Annotated in this window: 16 protein-coding genes; 10 read left to right on the top strand and 6 right to left on the bottom strand. The window is 70.2% G+C overall.

Going from position 1 to position 16,792, the window contains the following annotated elements:
• From K2Z83_RS04820 to K2Z83_RS04775, 10 genes are all read left to right on the top strand, one after another.
• Positions 1-540: hypothetical protein (locus K2Z83_RS04820; protein ID WP_220594026.1), on the top strand; the 540-nt coding region annotated here is incomplete at its 5' end.
• Between the two features lie 88 nt (positions 541-628).
• The gene (locus K2Z83_RS04815; protein WP_220594025.1) at positions 629-1,561 is read left to right on the top strand and encodes a LysR family transcriptional regulator; all 933 of its coding nucleotides are present in this window, start codon (positions 629-631) and stop codon (positions 1,559-1,561) included.
• A gap of 270 nt (positions 1,562-1,831) precedes the next feature.
• Positions 1,832-3,337, top strand: a complete 1,506-nt coding sequence (locus tag K2Z83_RS04810) for an MDR family MFS transporter (RefSeq protein ID WP_220594024.1) — start codon at positions 1,832-1,834, stop codon at positions 3,335-3,337.
• Between the two features lie 192 nt (positions 3,338-3,529).
• Positions 3,530-4,981, top strand: coding sequence for an ATP phosphoribosyltransferase regulatory subunit (hisZ, locus tag K2Z83_RS04805; RefSeq protein WP_220594023.1), 1,452 nt, complete (start codon positions 3,530-3,532; stop codon positions 4,979-4,981).
• A complete protein-coding gene (locus tag K2Z83_RS04800) occupies positions 4,968-5,114 on the top strand; it encodes a hypothetical protein (RefSeq protein WP_220594022.1) in 147 nt (48 codons plus the stop codon). The genes hisZ and K2Z83_RS04800 overlap by 14 nt, the downstream gene beginning before the upstream one ends.
• The gene (locus tag K2Z83_RS04795; RefSeq protein ID WP_220594021.1) at positions 5,114-5,929 is read left to right on the top strand and encodes a creatininase family protein; all 816 of its coding nucleotides are present in this window, start codon (positions 5,114-5,116) and stop codon (positions 5,927-5,929) included. Before K2Z83_RS04800 ends, K2Z83_RS04795 begins: the two co-directional genes overlap by 1 nt.
• Before the next feature lie 135 nt (positions 5,930-6,064).
• Positions 6,065-7,075 (top strand): ATP phosphoribosyltransferase, encoded by a 1,011-nt coding sequence (hisG, locus tag K2Z83_RS04790; protein ID WP_220594020.1) that lies wholly within the window; start codon positions 6,065-6,067, stop codon positions 7,073-7,075.
• A 55-nt stretch (positions 7,076-7,130) separates the two neighbouring features.
• On the top strand, positions 7,131-8,153 hold the full coding sequence (gene purM, locus K2Z83_RS04785; protein ID WP_220594019.1) for a phosphoribosylformylglycinamidine cyclo-ligase: 1,023 nt from the start codon (positions 7,131-7,133) through the stop codon (positions 8,151-8,153).
• 68 nt (positions 8,154-8,221) lie between these two features.
• Positions 8,222-9,037: an N-acetyltransferase gene (locus K2Z83_RS04780; RefSeq protein WP_220594018.1), complete on the top strand. Its 816-nt coding sequence runs from the start codon at positions 8,222-8,224 to the stop codon at positions 9,035-9,037.
• A 53-nt stretch (positions 9,038-9,090) separates the two neighbouring features.
• Positions 9,091-9,831: a phosphoribosylaminoimidazolesuccinocarboxamide synthase gene (locus tag K2Z83_RS04775; RefSeq protein WP_220594017.1), complete on the top strand. Its 741-nt coding sequence runs from the start codon at positions 9,091-9,093 to the stop codon at positions 9,829-9,831.
• Positions 9,832-9,900: 69 nt separating this feature from the next.
• On the opposite strand, the gene K2Z83_RS04770 is transcribed toward K2Z83_RS04775, so the two are convergent.
• The 6 genes from K2Z83_RS04770 to K2Z83_RS04745 form a co-directional block, all read right to left on the bottom strand.
• On the bottom strand, positions 9,901-11,151 hold the full coding sequence (locus tag K2Z83_RS04770; protein WP_220594016.1) for a class I SAM-dependent RNA methyltransferase: 1,251 nt from the start codon (positions 11,149-11,151) through the stop codon (positions 9,901-9,903).
• A gap of 115 nt (positions 11,152-11,266) precedes the next feature.
• A complete protein-coding gene (locus K2Z83_RS04765; RefSeq protein WP_220594015.1) occupies positions 11,267-12,343 on the bottom strand; it encodes an ABC transporter ATP-binding protein in 1,077 nt (358 codons plus the stop codon).
• A 44-nt stretch (positions 12,344-12,387) separates the two neighbouring features.
• Entirely contained in the window at positions 12,388-13,176 is a 789-nt protein-coding gene (locus K2Z83_RS04760) for an ABC transporter permease (protein WP_255603291.1), read from the bottom strand.
• A 75-nt stretch (positions 13,177-13,251) separates the two neighbouring features.
• Complete coding sequence (locus K2Z83_RS04755) at positions 13,252-14,082, bottom strand: ABC transporter permease subunit (protein ID WP_255603290.1); 831 nt, start codon at positions 14,080-14,082, stop codon at positions 13,252-13,254.
• Positions 14,083-14,228: 146 nt separating this feature from the next.
• The gene (locus K2Z83_RS04750) at positions 14,229-15,473 is read right to left on the bottom strand and encodes an extracellular solute-binding protein (protein WP_370650064.1); all 1,245 of its coding nucleotides are present in this window, start codon (positions 15,471-15,473) and stop codon (positions 14,229-14,231) included.
• A gap of 242 nt (positions 15,474-15,715) precedes the next feature.
• Positions 15,716-16,774, bottom strand: coding sequence for a P1 family peptidase (locus K2Z83_RS04745; RefSeq protein WP_220594013.1), 1,059 nt, complete (start codon positions 16,772-16,774; stop codon positions 15,716-15,718).
• Positions 16,775-16,792: the final 18 nt, after the last annotated feature.

The following is a 16,792-nucleotide window of genomic DNA, read 5'->3' as shown; positions in this document are numbered from 1 at the left end:
CGCAGCAGCGCGGCGCTGCTGCGCCCCAACAGGAACCCTATGACAATCAATCTGATGCAGGGCGGCGAGAGCCGCCTCACCATACGCTACCTGCCGCTGCTGGCCTGGTTATTCATTGGGGTGACGCTCTACGGCGTCGGGACGCTCGTCGCCGAGCTGGCCGCCGGGTCGCGGGCGATGGATGGCGGCACCGCCCTCGGGCTGGCCGGCCTGATCACGCTGGTGCTCTTCGTCGCCGTCGCCGCCGGGCAGTTCGTGGTCTGCACCTTCGACCGGGGCGGCGACCAGGTGCGGATCGCGCGCTACGGCCTGCACGGGCGGGCCGTGCAGACCCGCCCGCTGAGCGAGGTGGTGGGGATGGACGTGCGCGTGCTGCGGCGGGCCCAGCACCGCATTGAGCTGCGGCTGCGCTCCGGCGAGCGCCTGTCGCTGACCCCCTACTATGTGGTGGCCTACGGCACCGGCGGCATCGAGCGAATCGGCGCGCTGATCGGCGTCGAGCCGGTGACGATTATGCAGCGGGCGACGCTACGGCGCTAGGATGAATGTTGAATGTTGAATGTTGAATGTTGAATTGGCGCATCATACGTGCGACTTTTACCTTTTACCTTTTGCCTTTTACCTTGACATGCTGAGCACCTTCCACCTCAGAACCTTCCTGGCCGTTGTCGACGAGGGCAGCTACTCGGCGGCGGCCCAGCGGCTGCACATGTCGCAGCCGGCGGTGAGCCAGCAGATCCGCGCACTGGAGGAGCAGCTCGGCGACGTGCGGCTGTTCCGGCGGGTCGGCCAGCGCATGGTGCCGACCCACGCCGGCGAGGAGCTGCTGGGCAGCGCGCGCGAGCTGGTGGCCCTCGCCGAGCGGGCCGCACAGAGCATCATCGCCCTGCGCGGCCAGGTGACGGGGCGGGTGCTGGTTGGGTGTACGCCGAGCAGCGGCGAGCGGCTGCTGCCGCGCCTGCTGGCCGCCTTCCGTGAGCAGTTCCCCGCCGTGAGCGTGGAGCTGGAGGTAGCTCAGGCCGACGCCCTGATCGACGGGCTGGGCGAGCGCCGCCTCTCGCTGCTGCTGCTGGAGGAGCAGCAGCGCCGCCGCGGCCTGGAGTCGCAGGCCATCGGCGCCGAGCCCCTGTCGCTGCTGGCACCCAACGCCCACCCGCTGCTCAAGCAGGAGCAGGTGCCGCCCGGCGTGCTGCGCGAGCACGGCCTGCTGCTGCCGCGCGCCGGCGCGCCCCTGCGCCGGCTGATCGAGGAGAGCCTGCGCCGCCGGGGCGTGGCCGCCGCCGACCTGCGGGTCTCCCTGGAGGCCGACAGCATGACCGCGATCGTGCAGGGCGTGCGCTCGGGCCTCGGCCTGGCCTTTGTGCCGAAGATCTGTGTGCCCGGCCGCGGCGAGGGCCTCGGCGCGATCGATCTCGCCGGCCAGCCGCTCCAGCAGGAGTGGTACCTGGTGCGCGCCCGCGAGCGCGGCCTGCCCCGCGCCGTCCAGTCGCTCTACGACTTCCTCGCAGGCCCGCAGTGCCGCGCGCTGCTGAACAAGGCCGGCATCCTCGCGCCGGCCTGACTCCGCCTCAGGGCTGTTGCAACATCCTGGGGCTGCGCCCCAGACCCTACTTTTTGTTGAGGTTTTGGCGGCGAAGCCGCCAAAACCTCAACAAAAATCTTTGGGGGTGGCTTCGCCACCCCCAAACCCCCGCCATGCGGCGACATTGCATCAGCCGTGGACTCCGCCTCTAGCCCCTTGCCTGCGCCGCCGATCTCAGGTATTCTTCAGACGGTCAATATTGGACAAAGCAGATAAGTGGCGCTATGCGGCGCACGTAAGGAGAGCGGCGTGACACGTCAGCGCGTGGTGCTGATCACCATCGGGGTGATGATGAGCCTGTTTATGGCCTCGATGGAGAGCACGGTGATCGCCACGGCGATGCCGACGATCGTGGGCGAGCTGGGCGGCCTGGCCAGCTACAGCTGGGTCTTCGCGATCTACATGCTCACCTCGACGACGGCGGGGCCGATCTTCGGCAAGCTCTCGGACATCTACGGGCGGCGGCCGATCTACATGGCGGCGATCGCGCTGTTCATCGCCGGCTCGCTGCTCTGCGGGGCGGCCATGAGCATGCCGATGCTGATCGCGGCGCGGGCGCTCCAGGGCCTCGGCGCGGGCGGCCTGCTGCCCCTGGCCTTCATCATCGTCGGCGATATCTTCACCTTCGAGCAGCGTGCCAAGGTGCAGGGCCTCTTCTCGGGGGTCTGGGGCGTCAGCTCGGTGATCGGTCCGCTGATCGGCGGCTTTCTGGTCGACCAGATCTCGTGGCACTGGGTCTTCCTGATCAACATCCCGCCGGGCCTGATCGCGGCGGCCCTGGTCTGGACGGCCTGGCAGGACCCGGAGCGCGGCGAGGCGAAGCGCCCGGCGATCGACTACGCCGGCGCGGCGCTGCTGAGCGTGGGCGTGGTGACGCTGCTGCTCGGCCTGAGCGACCTGAGCTCGCCGCTGAGCTGGGGCCTGCTGGCGGCGGCGGCGGCCTCCACGGCGGCCCTGATCGTCGTGGAGCTGCGGGCGGCCGCGCCCATCCTGCCGGTGCGCCTGATCATGCGCGACCGCATGTTCGCCGTGGCCTGCGCCCACGGCGTGCTGGCCGGATGGGTGCTCTTCGGCAGCATGTCCTACGTGCCGCTGTTTGTGCAGGGCGTGCTCGGCACCACCGCCACCCAGGCCGGCTCGACCCTGACGCCCATGCTGCTGGGCTGGGTGGTCACCAGCATCGTGGCCAGCCGGCTCATGCTGCGCTTCAGCTACCGCTCGCTGGCGATCACCGGCATGCTCGGCTTTGTGCTGGGCACCTTCCTGCTCTCGCGGGTGCGCCCCGACATGGGCCAGCTGGAGCTGGTGGTGGCCCTGTCCCTGATGGGCTTCGGCATGGGCGCATCCATCCCCTCCTTCCTGATCGCTGTGCAGAGCAGTGTGGCCCGCACGGATCTGGGCTCGGCCACGGCCACCGTGCAGTTCAGCCGGACGATCGGCGGCACCTTCGGCGTGGCGGTGCTCGGCGTCATCCTGGCCACCTCGCTCACCGCCGCCCTGCAGGCCTCCGGCATCGCCCCCGACTCGGTGCCCCTGGGCGACCTGCTCGGCGGCGGCGGCGCGGCCTCCCTGGAGGGCGGCGCGCGGGCGGCCCTGGCCACCGCCCTCTCGCACACCTTCGGCTCGACCCTCTGGATCGCGATCATGGCCCTGGCTGTGACCTTCCTGGCCCCGCGCGGCAATGTCGGCGACCTGCGCAGCCGCCGGGCCGCCGAGGACGCGGCCGCCGCCGAGGGCGCGGTGGCGGCGCACTGATCAATAGCCGATAGGCGATAGCCGATAGGCGCATGGTGACGGCCAATAGCCGGCGGAGTAGCTGGCCGCTGCGTCGCCTTGTCGCCGATCAAGGCATCGGGTACAATTGGCGGCACCTGAGCGGCAGGAAATAGCCGGCCTATCGGCTATCGATATATCGGCTATCGGCTATATCATGGGAAGGGCCACGGGGTGAGCAGCCCGATTGAGGCGGTGCGCGGGATGCGCGATGTGCTGCCGGACGAGCAGCGGGCCACGGCCTATGTGCGCGCCGCCCTGGAGCGCACCCTGGCCGGCCACGGCTACCTGCCGATCGACCTGCCGATCGTGGAGCAGCGCGAGCTCTACCTGCGCAAGCTGGGCGAGGAGCTGGTCGGCAAGGTCTACGAGTTTAGCTTCGGTGGCCGTGAGCTGGCCCTGCGCCCCGAGTGGACGGCCTCGCTGCTGCGGGCCTACGTGGCGAACATGCAGGATCAGCCGCTGCCCCTGCGGATCGCCTACAGCGGCCCGGTCTTCCGCTACGAGCGGCCGCAGCGCGGCACCTACCGCCAGTTCACCCAGGTTGGCGTGGAGCTGGTGGGCGGGCCGGCGCCCCGCGCCGACGCCGAGGCCCTGGCCCTGGCCTGCGCCGGCCTCGACGCCGCAGGCGTGGGCGGCTACCGGGTGGTGGTGGGCCACATCGGCCTGATCCGCGAGCTGCTCGTCGGGCTCGGCCTGGAGGAGCGCACCCAGGGGGTGCTCGTCTGGAGCATGGAGCGCATGCGTGTCGATGGCCTGGATGCGGTGCGCGCGCGGCTCGGCGAGACGATCGCGGCCCCGCCGCCCGGGCTTGAGCTGCCCGCCGGCCTCGACGACGACCAGGCGGCGGCCTGGCTGCTCGGCATGCTCGACGCGATGCGGATCGACCTGAGCACCGGCACGCGCAGCCCGCAGGATGTGGTGGCCCGCCTGCTGCGCAAGCTGCGCCGGGGCGACCAGCAGCCCCAGATCGACCGCGCCCTCGATCTGCTCTCCCGCCTCGGCCAGCTGCGCGGCGCACCCGCCGAGGTGCTCCCGCTCGTGGCCGACCTGATCGCGCAGAGCGGCCTCCAGTCGGCGGCCTACGCCGAGCTGCGGGCCATCCTCGCGCTCCTCGCCGACCACGGCGTCGACCAGGGCCGGGTCGAGATCGACCTCTGCCTCGGGCGCGGCCTGCACTACTACACCGGCCTGATCTTTGAGATCTACGACGGCGACCAGATGCAGCTCTGCGGTGGCGGCCGCTACGACGACCTGGTCTCCGCCCTCGGTGGGCGCCAGCCTGTCCCGGCGGTGGGCTTCGCCTACGGCCTGGAGCGCGTGGCCGCCGTGGCCGCCGCCCCCCCCCCGCCCGAGGAGCGCGTCGCCCTGGTGGCGCCCGTCTCCGACGAGGACTACGCCTACGCCCTGGATGTGGCCCGCCGCCTGCGCCTGCGCGGCTTCATCGCCACGGTCGATGTGCGCGGGCGCACGCTCGCCACCAACCTGCGCGACGCAGCCCGGCGCGGGGTCGGCTACCTGGCCGTCGTCGGCGCCGAGGAGCGCGCCCAGGCCAGTTTCGTCTGGCGCGACCTGGCCAGCCGCGATGAGCGGCGGGTCGCCCTCGGTGAGATTGCAGATTGGTGATTGCGATGAGATTGCAGATTGCAGATTGCAGATTGCAGATTGCAGCGCCATTCGTCGATGCGAGCTTATGAAGCGTAGGGTGAGCCCAATCTACAATCTGCAATCTGCAATCTGCAATCACAGGAGTATCTGATGGGCGATCCGCCCGTGTGGGGGCGCTACTTCGAGCTTCGCCCGGCCGACCTCGCGGCGATCTGCGACAAGGTGCCGGTTGCCTACCTCCCCTGGGGCGCCCTTGAGTGGCACGGGCCGCATTTGCCCCTCGGCCTGGACGGGGTCGTGGCCGAGGCGGTGGCGAGCCGGGCCATCCGGCGCACCGGCGGCGTGCTGCTGCCGACCACCTGGTGGCCGGCCGGCGCCCTGCCCCACCCCAGCTCGCTCAGCGCCGCCGGAGCCTCGCTCGGCGATCTGCTCGACGGCCTCTTCGCCCAGCTCGCGGCGGCCGGCTGGCGAGTGGCCGTCATCGTCAGCGGCCACCACGGCCACGCCCACGAGCTGGCCATGATCGACGCCGCCGAGCGGGCGATCTCCCGCCACGGCCTGCTCGCCCTGGCCGTCCCGCCCCTGGCCCTGGTCGATGAGACAATGCTCGACCACGCCGCCCTCTGGGAGACATCCCTGGCCATGGCCCTGCGGCCGGATCTGGTGCGGCTTGATGCCCTTGGGCGCGAGCCCCTGCGCATCGAGACGAGCGCGGTGATCGGGCGCGACCCGCGTGACACTGCGTCGGCATCGATCGGTGTGAGCGCGCTCAACCTGGCCGCCGAGCGGCTCGCTGCCGCCGTCATCGAGCTGCGCGAGACGGATAACATGGCTCCGCTCCGCGCCCTCTACGCCCAGCGCCGCGCGCGCTACGAGTCCTTTGTCGAGCGGTTCGGCAGCGATGGCGAGCGCGCTACCCGTGCCTGGTGGGACGATCTGACACAGGAGAAGCCGGCGGGCGGCTGACGAGGGGACAGGGGACAGGGGACAGGGGACAGGCGGAGAGCGGCCATTTTTGAACCCTGAACCCTGAACCCTGAACCCTGAACCCTGAACCCTGAACCCTGAACCCTGAACCCTGAACCCTGAACCCTGAACCCTATGCTACGATTCGGCATTCCCTCAAAAGGCGCGGGCTACGACGCCACCCTGGCCCTGCTGGAGAGCTGCGGCCTGCGGGTGACGCGGGCCAACCCGCGCCAGTACACCGCCACCCTGCGCGGCCTGCCCGACACCGAGGTGCTCCTGCACCGACCCGCCGATATCGTCGAGAAGGTGGCCGAGGGCGGCATCGATATCGGCGTGAGCGGCTTTGACCTTGCACACGAGCAGCGCGGCGACGACGAGAACCTGCTGGTGATCTTCGACGACCTGGGCTTCTGGCGGGCCGAGCTGGTCTTCGCCGTGCCCCAGGGCTGGGTGGATGTGAGCTCCTGGCAGGACCTGGCCGACCTAGCGGTGGAGATGCAGGGCCGCGGCCGGCGGCTGCGCATCGCCACCAAGTATATCGACACCGTGCGCAGCTTCTGCTACAGCCACGGGATCAACGTCTTCGAGCTTGTCGAGTCCCACGGGGCCACCGAGGCCGCCCCCGGCCTGGGCTACGCCGACATCATCGCCGATATCACCGAGACGGGCTCGGCCATCCGCGAGAATAAGCTGAAGATTGTCGGCGGATCGATGCTGAAGTCGCAGGCGGTGATGATCGGCTCGCGGCGCAGCCTGCGGGCCGACCCGAGCAAGCTGGCCCCCGTCCGCCAGCTGCTGGAGCTGATCGAGGCCCGCCGACGCGGGCGCCTGTTCTACTCGCTCACCGCCAACGTGCCCGGCACCTCGGTCGAGGCCGTCGGCCGCAAGGTGACGGCGCGCCAGGGGCTGGCCGGCCTCCAGGGGCCGACGATCTCCCCCGTCTGGAGCAAGTTCGCCGCCGAGGGTGTCTCCGAGCCGCCCTGGTACGCGGTGAATGTGGCCGTGCCCCAGGAGGAGCTGCTGCCCGCCATCGACCACCTGCGCGAGATCGGCGCCTTCAGCATCACCACCGTCCAGGTCCAGCACGTCTTCCAGTCGCAGAGCGAGGCCTACGCGCGGCTGCTCGCCGCGCTCGCGGAGTAAGGGCGCAGCAGCGCCGCGCTGCTGCGCCCTGACAGACTTCCTAGAAGGAGCCCCTATGAGCGACACATATGCCGCCGCCGGCGTCGATATCGCGGCGGCCACCCGGGCCAAGCACCTCATGGCCGCCTCGGTGCGCGCCACCCACGGCCCGGCCGTCCTGGCCGGCATGGGCGCCTTCGGCGGCTGCTTCGACGCCGGCCTGGCTCTGGCCGGCATCGAGGAGCCCGTCCTGGTCGCCAGCACCGACGGCGTCGGCACGAAGACCCTGGTCGCCGCCGCGCTCGGCCGCTACGACACCGTCGGCCAGGACCTGGTCAACCACTGCGTGAACGATATCCTCGTCCAGGGCGCGCGCCCGCTCTTCTTCCTCGACTACATCGCCTCGGCGCGGCTCGACCCCGAGCAGGTGGCTGCGGTGGTCGGCGGGGCGGCGGCGGCCTGTCGGGCGGTGGGCTGCGCCCTGCTCGGCGGGGAGACGGCCGAGATGCCCGATGTGTACGCGGCCGGGGCCTTCGACCTGGCCGGCACGATCATCGGCGTGGTGGGCCGCGCCCAGCTGCTGCCCCGGCCCGACATCGCCCTCGGCGACGCGGTGCTGGCCCTGCCCTCATCTGGCCTGCACACCAACGGCTACTCACTGGCCCGCCGGATCGCCGAGGCGGGCGAGGGCTACGACGCCCGGCCGGCGGTGCTCGGCGGCCAGAGTGTCGGCGAGGCCCTGCTGGCCGTCCACCGCAGCTACCTGGCCGAGGTGGACGCCCTGCGCGCCGCTGTGACGATCAAGGGCCTGGCCCACATCACCGGCGGCGGCCTCTTCGACAACCTGCCGCGCGCGCTGCCCGAGGGCATGGGGGCCACGATCCGCCGGGGCAGCTGGGACATCCCGCCGATCTTCACCTACCTGGTGGAGCGGGGCGGGGTGGCCGAGGGCGAGGCCTTCCACGCCCTAAACATGGGCCTGGGCATGCTTGCCATCGTGCCCGCCGAGGATGTGCCCGCCGCCCTGGCCTCCGTCCCCGAGGCCCGCCACGTCGGCGAGGTCACGGCCACCGCCGGAGTATTGCTCGTAGGGGTGTAGCAGTAGGATCGGCTCTGGCGCTATGCGCCAGAGCCGATCCTACTGCTGCGCCCCTACGGGGGCATACCATGGACATAACATACACCTCGGCGGCGGCGCTCTCGCTGGAGGCGCTCGCCGACCTGTTCACCCGCTCCTTTGAGGGCTACTACTACCCCGGCGTCACCACGGCCGAGGCCCTGGCGGTGCGCGTGCGCGTCGAGCAGATCGACCTGTGGTCATCTCCGGTGCTGCTGGCCGACGGCGAGCCGGCCGGGATCACGCTGATCGCCCGCCGCGGGGATCGGACCTGGTGCGGCGGCTTCGGCGTGGTGGCCGCCCAACGTGGCCTCGGCCTCGCCCACGCCCTCACCGCCGAGATGGTCTCCCGCGCGCGGTCATCCGGCGCGCGGAGGCTGACCCTGGAGGTGCTGACCCGCAACGAGCGGGCCATCCGGGCCTACCAGCGCGCCGGCCTGGCGATCACCCGTCGCCTGCTGATCATGAGCTGGCGCCCCGGCGACGACTGGCAGCCCGCAGATCTGCCGCTCGTCGAGATGCCGCCCGAGGCGCTGCTCTCCCAGTTCGCCGCCCTGCACCCGGCACCCGTCGCCTGGCAGCGCGACCTGCCGGCCCTCCTGGTGGCCGGCGGCCGGCGCGGCCTGTCCCTGCCCGACCCCGCCCTGGCCTACGCCCTCGTCTCCGGCGACGCCGAGAGCCTGCGCATCGCCGACCTGGGCGCGCGGGATGCCGAGGGGGCCTACGCCCTGCTGCGCGGCCTCCAGGCCCGGTCGCGCAGCTTGATCAGCGTCAATGAGCCGGCCGAGAGCCCGCTGACGGCGGCCTTCCACCGGGCCGGCTTTGTGGTGGCCGATGAGCAGCACGAGATGGAGATCATGCTCTGATGGGCGCGAGCGCAGCTCGCGCCCATCAGAGCGAGAATATAATGGAGGCGGATATGCAGCTGGGAGCGAAGCTTGCCGAGGGCAAGACCAAGGGTATCTACGCCCACCCGGACGACCCCGAACTGGTGGTGCTCTTTCATAAGGACGGGATCACGGCGGGGGACGGGGCGCGGCGCAGCGAGATCGTGGGCAAGGGCGCGATCGCCGGGCGCACCGCCGCTAACGTGCTGGCCTACCTGGAGCGCGAGGGCATCGCCACCCACTTCGTGGGCGCCCCCGCCGACGACATGACCGTGGTGCGCCGCTGCGCGATGCTGCCCCTGGAGGTGGTCATGCGCCGCCTGGCCACCGGCTCCTACCTGCGCCGCAACCCCGGCGTCGCCGAGGGCCAGCCCTTCGACCCGCCCCTGGTCGAGTTCTTCCTCAAGGACGACGCCGCCCACGACCCGCAGATCAGCGAGGGCGAGATCGTGTCCCAGGGCATCGCCTCGGCCGAGGATGTCCAGCGCATGATCGCCGTCGGCCGCGAGGTCTGCGCGGCCCTGGCGCGGGCCTGGGCCAGGCAGGACGTGACCCTGGTCGATCTCAAGATCGAGTTCGGCCGCCCGGCCGGGGGCGAACTGATCGTCGCCGACGTGATCGACAACGACTCCTGGCGGATCTGGCCGGGCGGCGAGAAGGCGCGCATGTTGGACAAGCAGGTCTACCGCAACGCCGCCGAGGTGGACGAGGCGCTGCTCGCCGCGATCAAGGATCGCTACCTCCAGGTCGCCGACATGACGGCGGGCTTCTGATAGCTGATAGCCGATAGCCGATAGCCGATATTGCGACCGGGCTATCGGCTATCGGCTATCGGCTATCGGCTATTTCCGCAGGATAACCACACACTCGACGTGCGGCGTCTGCGGGAAGAGATCCACGGGCTGGACGAGGTCCAGCCGGTAGCCGACGTTCAGGAGCGGGCCGAGGTCGCGGGCGAGGATGCCGGGGTGGCAGGAGATGTAGGCGATCCGCTGCGGGGACAGGCGGGCCAGCTCCTCCAGCACGGCGGGGTGGCAGCCGCGGCGGGGCGGGTCAACGATCGCCGCGTCGAAGGGCCCCTCGATGCGGGGCAGGGCGCGCTCGGCGGCGGCCTGGATGAACTCGACGTTGACGATGCCGTTGTAGGGCAGGCTGCGCGCCCCGTCGGCCACCGCCGAGGGGCTCTCCTCGATCGCCACCACCCGCTCCAGGCCGGCCGAGAGCGGCATGGCGAAGGCGCCCGCGCCGCTGTAGGCGTCGAGCAGTCGCTCGCCCGGCTGGAGGGCCAGCTGCTCGCGGATCACGCCGAGCATGCGCTCGGCCTGGGGCGCGTTCACCTGGAAGAAGGTCTCCGGGCTGAGGATGAAGGCCACCCCGCCCAGCTCGTCGTGGATGTCCACCGGGGCCGGCTGATCGTAGCCCGGCGCGTCCACGGCCACACCGGCCATGATGGGTGTGCGCAGGATCCAGGCCGCCGCCAGGTCGGCCAGATTGGCCGGGGAGGAGCGGTCGTGGCCGTGGAGCAGGCCCACCGCGTAGCCGTAGGCCGCGCTGGCCCGCAGCGTCACCCCCTCGACGGCCGACTTAAAGGTGGGCAGCACCTCGCGCAGGCCCGCGAGGGCCTCGTTCAGCGCCGGCAGCAGCAGCGGGTCGTGCTCCAGGTCGGAGACGTGGCGGCTGCCGGAGTAGTGGTAGCCGATCCGGTCGCCCTCGACGTGCAGGTGGGCGGTGTTGCGGTAGCCCCAGGGCTGCGCGGCGGCGATGATCGGCGCGACCGGCGGCGCGCTCAGGCCGGCCAGCTTGGCCAGCTGCTCGCGGATGATCTGCTCCTTCAGGCGCAGCTGGGCCGGGTAGGCGATATGCTGCCAGGCGGCGTGGCCGTCGTCGGCAGTGATGGGATCGACCCGGTCGGGCGAGGCGTGGAGCACCTCGACCACCGACCCGCGGGCGTAGCTCTGGCGGCGCTCGCTGATCTGGACGCGCACCGTCTCGCCGGGCAGCGCGCCCGTGACGAAGACGACCATGCCGTCCACTCTGCCAACCCCGTCGCCGCCCTGGGCGATCCCGTGAATATCAAGCGTTAGTTCTTCCATAGCCGGCCATGATACCACAGCATCACTGAGGCACGGAATCACTGAGGCACGGAATCACTGAGGCACTGAGGAGTTGAGGCGCTGAGGAGCTGAGGCACTCATCATCCTCAGCGCCTCAGTGATTCCGTGCCTCAGTGATCACCATGCACGACTCTGCGGGGAAGCGCAGTGTCACCAGATCGCCGTGGGCCGGCGGGGCTAGGTGCGGGTTGTTGAACACGTCGAAGTGGACGGCGCTTGCGCCGAGGCGCACCCGCACCCGCACGATCGCACCCAGGAAGGTCACATCCTCGACGCTGCCGCGCAGCTGGTTGGCCTGCGGGCCGTGGGCGCCGTTGGGCGAGATGATCTCCGGGCGCACGGCCACCGACAGGCGCTGCCCGGCCGCGCCGCCGCTGATCGGCTTGCCCAGGGCGATCTCCTGGCCGTCCACCCGCACCCGCCCGGCGCCCGCGTCCACCACCTCGGCCGGCAGCACGTTCAGGGTGCCCACGAACGAGGCCACGAAGCCGGTCTGCGGGAAGTTGTAGACCTCGAAGGGGCCGCCGATCTGCTCGATCCGCCCGCGGTTCATCACCACGATCCGGTCGGAGAGCGACATGGCCTCCTCCTGGTCGTGGGTCACATAGATCGTCGTGATGTTGAGCTGGCGCTGGATGGCCCGGATCTCCTGGCGCAGCGAGAGCCGGATCTTGGCGTCGAGGGCCGAGAGTGGCTCGTCGAGCAGCAGCAGCTGGGGCTGCGCGGCCAGGGCGCGGGCCAGAGCCACCCGCTGCTGCTGGCCGCCCGAGAGCTGGGCCGGGTAGCGCCGGGCGAACTCGGGCATGTGGATGAGGCCGAGCATCTCATCCACCCTGGCCCGGATCTCCGCGCGCGGCCGCCCGGCCACCCGCATCCCGAAGCCGATGTTGTCGGCCACCGTCATGTTTGGGAAGAGCGCGTAGGACTGGAAGACCATGCCGATCTTGCGCTTATTTGGCGGCGTGTCGGTCATATCGACGCCGTCGATCCGGATGTGGCCGGCGCTCGGCCGCTCGAATCCGGCCACCATGCGCAGCGTCGTCGTCTTGCCGCAGCCGCTCGGCCCGAGGAAGGAGACGAACTCGCCGCGCTCGGCCCTCAGCTCAAAGTGCTCAACCGCCACCGACTGGCCGAAGGTCTTGCGGACGCCATTGATCTCAAGGAAGCTCATAGGTTATACCCGCCGCCAATCTGCAATCTGCAATCTGCAATCGCCTAGCGAGGCCCGGCCATCTGGCCCTGGCCGGGCGTGCCCCGGCTGAGGAACTGGATCAGCCCGATCGAGGCCCAGGTCAGCGCGAAGCTGACCACCGCCAGCGCCGAGGGCTCGTAGACCTTGCTGCTGCTCAGCAGGCTGATGTACGGCCCGAAGGCGGGCTGGGCCAGCAGCGAGGCGATCGTGAACTCGCCCATGACGATCGCGAAAGTGATGAATGCCCCGCTGAGCACCGAGAGCAGCACGTTCGGCAAGATCACCCGCAGCAGGATGGTCGGCCAGCCGGCGCCCAGGATCTGGGCCGCCTCGGTCAGCGCGCGCACGTTGATCGCCCGCAGGCCGGTGTCCACCGAGCGGTACATGTAGGGGAAGGAGAGCACCACGTAGGCCCCGGTCAGCAGCACGCGCAGGCCCTCGCGGCTATTCGTCAGCGGCGTGCCGTTATAGGTGCGGGCCAGGCTGAAGACCAGCACCACCGCCGGCACCACAAAGGGCAGCAGGGTCAGCAGCTCGATCAGCCGGCGGGCCTGCGGCAGGCGCAGCTGCACCCAGTAGGCCGTCGGCACGATCAGCAGCACGCTGATCAGGATCGTCGCCATGGCCGTCTGGAAGGAGAAGGCGAAGCTGCTGAAGAAGTTGCCGTCGCGGAAGATGTTGGCGTAGGCCGTGAAGCCCAGCGTGCCGCGCTTGGCCTGGAGCGAGAACTGCATCGTCGCCGCCAGCGGGATGATAAAGTAGGCCGCCCCGAGGGCCAGCCAGAGCCAGGGCCAAAAAGATGCGCGCTTCATAATTAATGTTGAATGTTGAATGTTGAATGTTGAATGCCGCAGTGCTCATTCAACATTCAACATTCAACATTTGTACTACTTCCACCGCTCCGAGAGCCGCTGGAGCCAGGAGTACAGCCCGATCGTGATCGTCATGATCACGATCATGCCCAGGGCCAGGGCGTTGCCGAGGCCGGGGTTCGCCAGGGCGTCGCTGCTGATCTGCGCGCCGATCAGGATGGTGACCACGCTGGACTGGCTGCCGCCGCCGGTGAGGGCGAATGCGGTGGCGTGGGCGCCGAAGGCGTTGCCGAAGAGCAGGGCCATGGTGCCGAGGATCGCCGGCAGCAGGATGGGCAGGCCGACGAAGCGCCAGTACTGCCAGCCGGTCGCCCCCAGGCCCTCGGCGGCCTCGCGCCAGTCGCGGCGCATCGCGTCGAGGGCCGGGGCCATGATCAGCACCATCAGCGGGATCTGGAAGTAGACGTAGGTGATCGCCAGGCCCCAGAAGCTGTACAGGCTGAAGGCCGGGTAGAGGCTGACCCCCATCCCCTTCAGCCACTGGGTCACCAGGCCGAGCTGTCCGAGGGTGGCGATGAAGGCGAAGGCCAGCGGGATGCCGGCGAAGTTCGAGGCCACGCCTGAGAAGCCGAGCAGGCCGGCCCGCGCCCAGCTCGGCAGGCCGCCCACCGTGATCGCGTAGGCCAGCAGCAGGCCGAACAGCCCGCCCACGGCCGCCGTCACCGCGCTCAGCTCGATGGTGTAGATATACGAGCTGACGATGAAGGGCTGGCTCAGGTCGGCGATATTCTGGAGCGTGAGCCGGCCCTGCTGATCGAGAAAGCTGCGCACTACGATCGATGCCGCCGGCCAGAGCAGGAATGCCACGATGAAGGCCAGGAAGGGCACCACGCCCAGCCAGGCCATGCCGGGCCACCTGGGCGCCGCGCGCGGCCCGGGCGTATATGTCGTTTCGGTGGAGATCATTTGCGCCATAGTAGGGCCGAAGCATTCGCCGCCATGCGACTCCGCACACCTGGCTTTCCGCTGCGAATGCTTCGGCCCTACACTATTTACTTCACCGTCGCGCCGACCACGGTGGGCCAGCCCTTGGCGATCGTGTCGAAGGCCGCCGCGATCTGGGCCTCGCTGGGCACCGCCACCGGGGCGTCGGTCGTCGGCAGCTTGTCGAGCAGATCCTGCGGGATGGCCTTGCGCGCCTTCAGGTCGTCGAAGCGGACCGGGGTGGCGTAGCCCTTCAGCCAGGTCAGCTGGCCCTCGTCCGAGTAGAGGTACTCCATCCAGAGCCGGGCGGCGTGGGGGCGGGGCGCGTAGGCGCTGATCGCCTGCAGGTAGGGGCCGGCCAGCGAGCCGCTCTTGGGGATGATCACCGCGATGTCCACGCCGTCCTTGTTCTGGTCGCGGTTGCTGAGGGCGTTGTAGGTCCAGCGTAGCGTGATCGGCGTCTCGCCCTTGGCCACCGTGGCCGGGCTGGCCACCACCGGCAGTAGGTTGCCGGCGTCGTTGAGCTTCTTGAAGAACTCCAGGCCGGGCATGGGGTCATCGAGCGAGCCGCCGTTGTAGAGGGCGGCCGCCCAGATCGAGTAGATCGCCTGGGCCGCGCCGGTCGGGTCGCCGCCGAGCGCGATCTGGCCCTTGAACTCGGGCTTCAGCAGGTCGGCCCAGTCCTGGGGCGGGTTCGCGATCACCTGGGTGTTGACCTCGAAGGCCATCACGCCGTAGTAGTCGCCGACCCAGTAGCCGTCGGGGTCCTTCAGGGTGGCCGGGATGCTGTCCCAGGTGGCCACCTTGTAGGGCTGGACGAGCTTGTCGGCCTTGAGCTGGCTGCCCCAGTTGAAGCCGACGTCGATCACATCGGGGTTCTGCGGGCCGCTGTTGCCGGCGTTCGCCTTGATCGCCTCGACCTCCTGGGCCGAGCTGCCGTCGGGGTTGAGGTCGTTGTGCGTGAGGAAGGGGTACTTGGCGAGAAATGCCTTCTTCATCTCGCCATAGTTGGCCCAGCTGTCGGGCAGGGCGATCGTCGAGAGCTCGGCCTCGGCCTTGGCCAGCTCGATCAGCTTGTCCATGCCGCCGGCGGCGGCGAGGTCGATCGGGCCGGCGGCCGGGGCGGCCGGGAGCGGGCCAGGGACGGCGGTGGCGGCGGCGGCGGCCGGGGCCGTCGTGGCGGCCGGGGCCGCCGGGGCGGCCCCGCAGGCCGCCAGGGCGATGCCCATCCCGCTCAGGCTGCTCAGGCGCAGGAACTGGCGGCGGCTCAGCTCCAGCACGCGCTTCTTCTTCAGGGTATCGTCGGTGCTCACGGGTTCTCTCCTTCTCGGACAGCGTAGAGAATCTGCTGCGCCGGCGGGCACGATCAGCCGGGCCGCCCACAGACAGCTCTGTCCTGGTGGGGGCGCGTCTCGGTGAGCGGCACGGCTCGAACTGCCTCGCGCAAACACAGTGCAGCCGAGTGTAGCACCGGTGTGTGATCGGCCCGTGAAGGAGATGTTAAGCGGAGGTTATCGGTGTGGGGGCGGCGCGTAGGGACGCAGCGTGCTGCGTCCTACCTCCCCGCCATGATCTCGCGCAGCAGGTCGTGGGGCAGGGCGCGGGAGACGCGGCCCTGGAAGCCCGTGATCGTCTCGGCGGCGCAGAGGGCGTTGAGGATGGCCTCCTCGGTGGCCTCGGCCACGCCGTGGAAGAGCGGGTCGATCTGCTCGTGGGGCAGCATGCGCAGGTTGTAGGGGCCGGCGGGGCCGGCCGGCAGGTGGTTGCCGGTGGCGAAGGCCAGGAAGATATCGCCGCTGGAGTTGTGGCCGTAGCCGCCCACGCGGGCCAGCCCGGTGGTGGCGCGCTGGGCGAGCCGCCGGCACTGCACCGGCAGCAGCGGCGCGTCCGTGGCGATGATCACGATGATCGAGCTGGACGAGTCGTGTCTGGGCCAGGGCGTCGGCACGACCTCGGGGCCGATCAGCCGCCCGACCGGCACCCCGTCCACCCGCAGATCGCCGCGCAGGCCGTAGTTGGTCTGCACCAGCACGCCCACGGTGAAGGGGCCGCTCTGCGTCTGGGCCACCCGTGAGGCGGTGCCGATGCCGCCCTTGAACTCGTGGCAGTTCATGCCGGTGCCGCCGCCCACATTGCCCTCGGCCACCGCGCCGCCGCGGGCCGCATCGATCGCCGCGATCGCGTGCTCCGTCGTCACGTGGAAGGCACCGATGTCGTTCAGGTGGCCGTCGTAGGTCTCCGCCACCACCGGCAGGAAGAAGCTCTCGTAGAGCTCGCGGTCCACCGCATAGCGGATGATCGCGTCGCGCACGACGCCCACCTGGTGCGTGTTGGTGATCCCGATCGGCGCGCCGATCATGCCCGACTCATCGATCCAGGGCAGGCCGGTCATCTCGCCGTTGCCGTTGTAGACGTGGTAGGCGGCGAAGGCGTGATCCGACCAGATCCCGCCGTCGCGGGGGACGATCATCGTCACGCCGGTGCGGGCCACCCGCGGCTGGTCGTAGATCAGGGTGGTGTGGCCGACCAGCACCCCCGGCACGTCGGTGATCGCGTTCAACGGGCCGGTCGGCAGGTCGCCGATAGCAATGCCAAGATCGCGGGCGCGCGTCATGTCGCTTCGCTCCTCAGA

The organism is Oscillochloris sp. ZM17-4, assembly GCF_019599295.1.
In the GTDB taxonomy this organism is placed as follows: domain Bacteria; phylum Chloroflexota; class Chloroflexia; order Chloroflexales; family Chloroflexaceae; genus Oscillochloris.
Note: the sequence above shows the minus strand (reverse complement) of the source record. Positions and strands in the feature narration are given on the sequence as shown.

Coding starts and splice junctions, on each gene's coding strand:
- K2Z83_RS04815 (WP_220594025.1), top strand. CDS start 629: ATGCTGAGCACCTTCCACCTCAGAACCTTCCTGGCCGTTGTCGACGAG.
- K2Z83_RS04760 (WP_255603291.1), bottom strand. CDS start 13,176: ATGAAGCGCGCATCTTTTTGGCCCTGGCTCTGGCTGGCCCTCGGGGCG.
- K2Z83_RS04745 (WP_220594013.1), bottom strand. CDS start 16,774: ATGACGCGCGCCCGCGATCTTGGCATTGCTATCGGCGACCTGCCGACC.
- K2Z83_RS04780 (WP_220594018.1), top strand. CDS start 8,222: ATGGACATAACATACACCTCGGCGGCGGCGCTCTCGCTGGAGGCGCTC.
- hisG (WP_220594020.1), top strand. CDS start 6,065: ATGCTACGATTCGGCATTCCCTCAAAAGGCGCGGGCTACGACGCCACC.
- K2Z83_RS04755 (WP_255603290.1), bottom strand. CDS start 14,082: ATGGCCTGGCTGGGCGTGGTGCCCTTCCTGGCCTTCATCGTGGCATTC.
- K2Z83_RS04770 (WP_220594016.1), bottom strand. CDS start 11,151: ATGGAAGAACTAACGCTTGATATTCACGGGATCGCCCAGGGCGGCGAC.
- purM (WP_220594019.1), top strand. CDS start 7,131: ATGAGCGACACATATGCCGCCGCCGGCGTCGATATCGCGGCGGCCACC.
- K2Z83_RS04765 (WP_220594015.1), bottom strand. CDS start 12,343: ATGAGCTTCCTTGAGATCAATGGCGTCCGCAAGACCTTCGGCCAGTCG.
- K2Z83_RS04775 (WP_220594017.1), top strand. CDS start 9,091: ATGCAGCTGGGAGCGAAGCTTGCCGAGGGCAAGACCAAGGGTATCTAC.
- K2Z83_RS04795 (WP_220594021.1), top strand. CDS start 5,114: ATGGGCGATCCGCCCGTGTGGGGGCGCTACTTCGAGCTTCGCCCGGCC.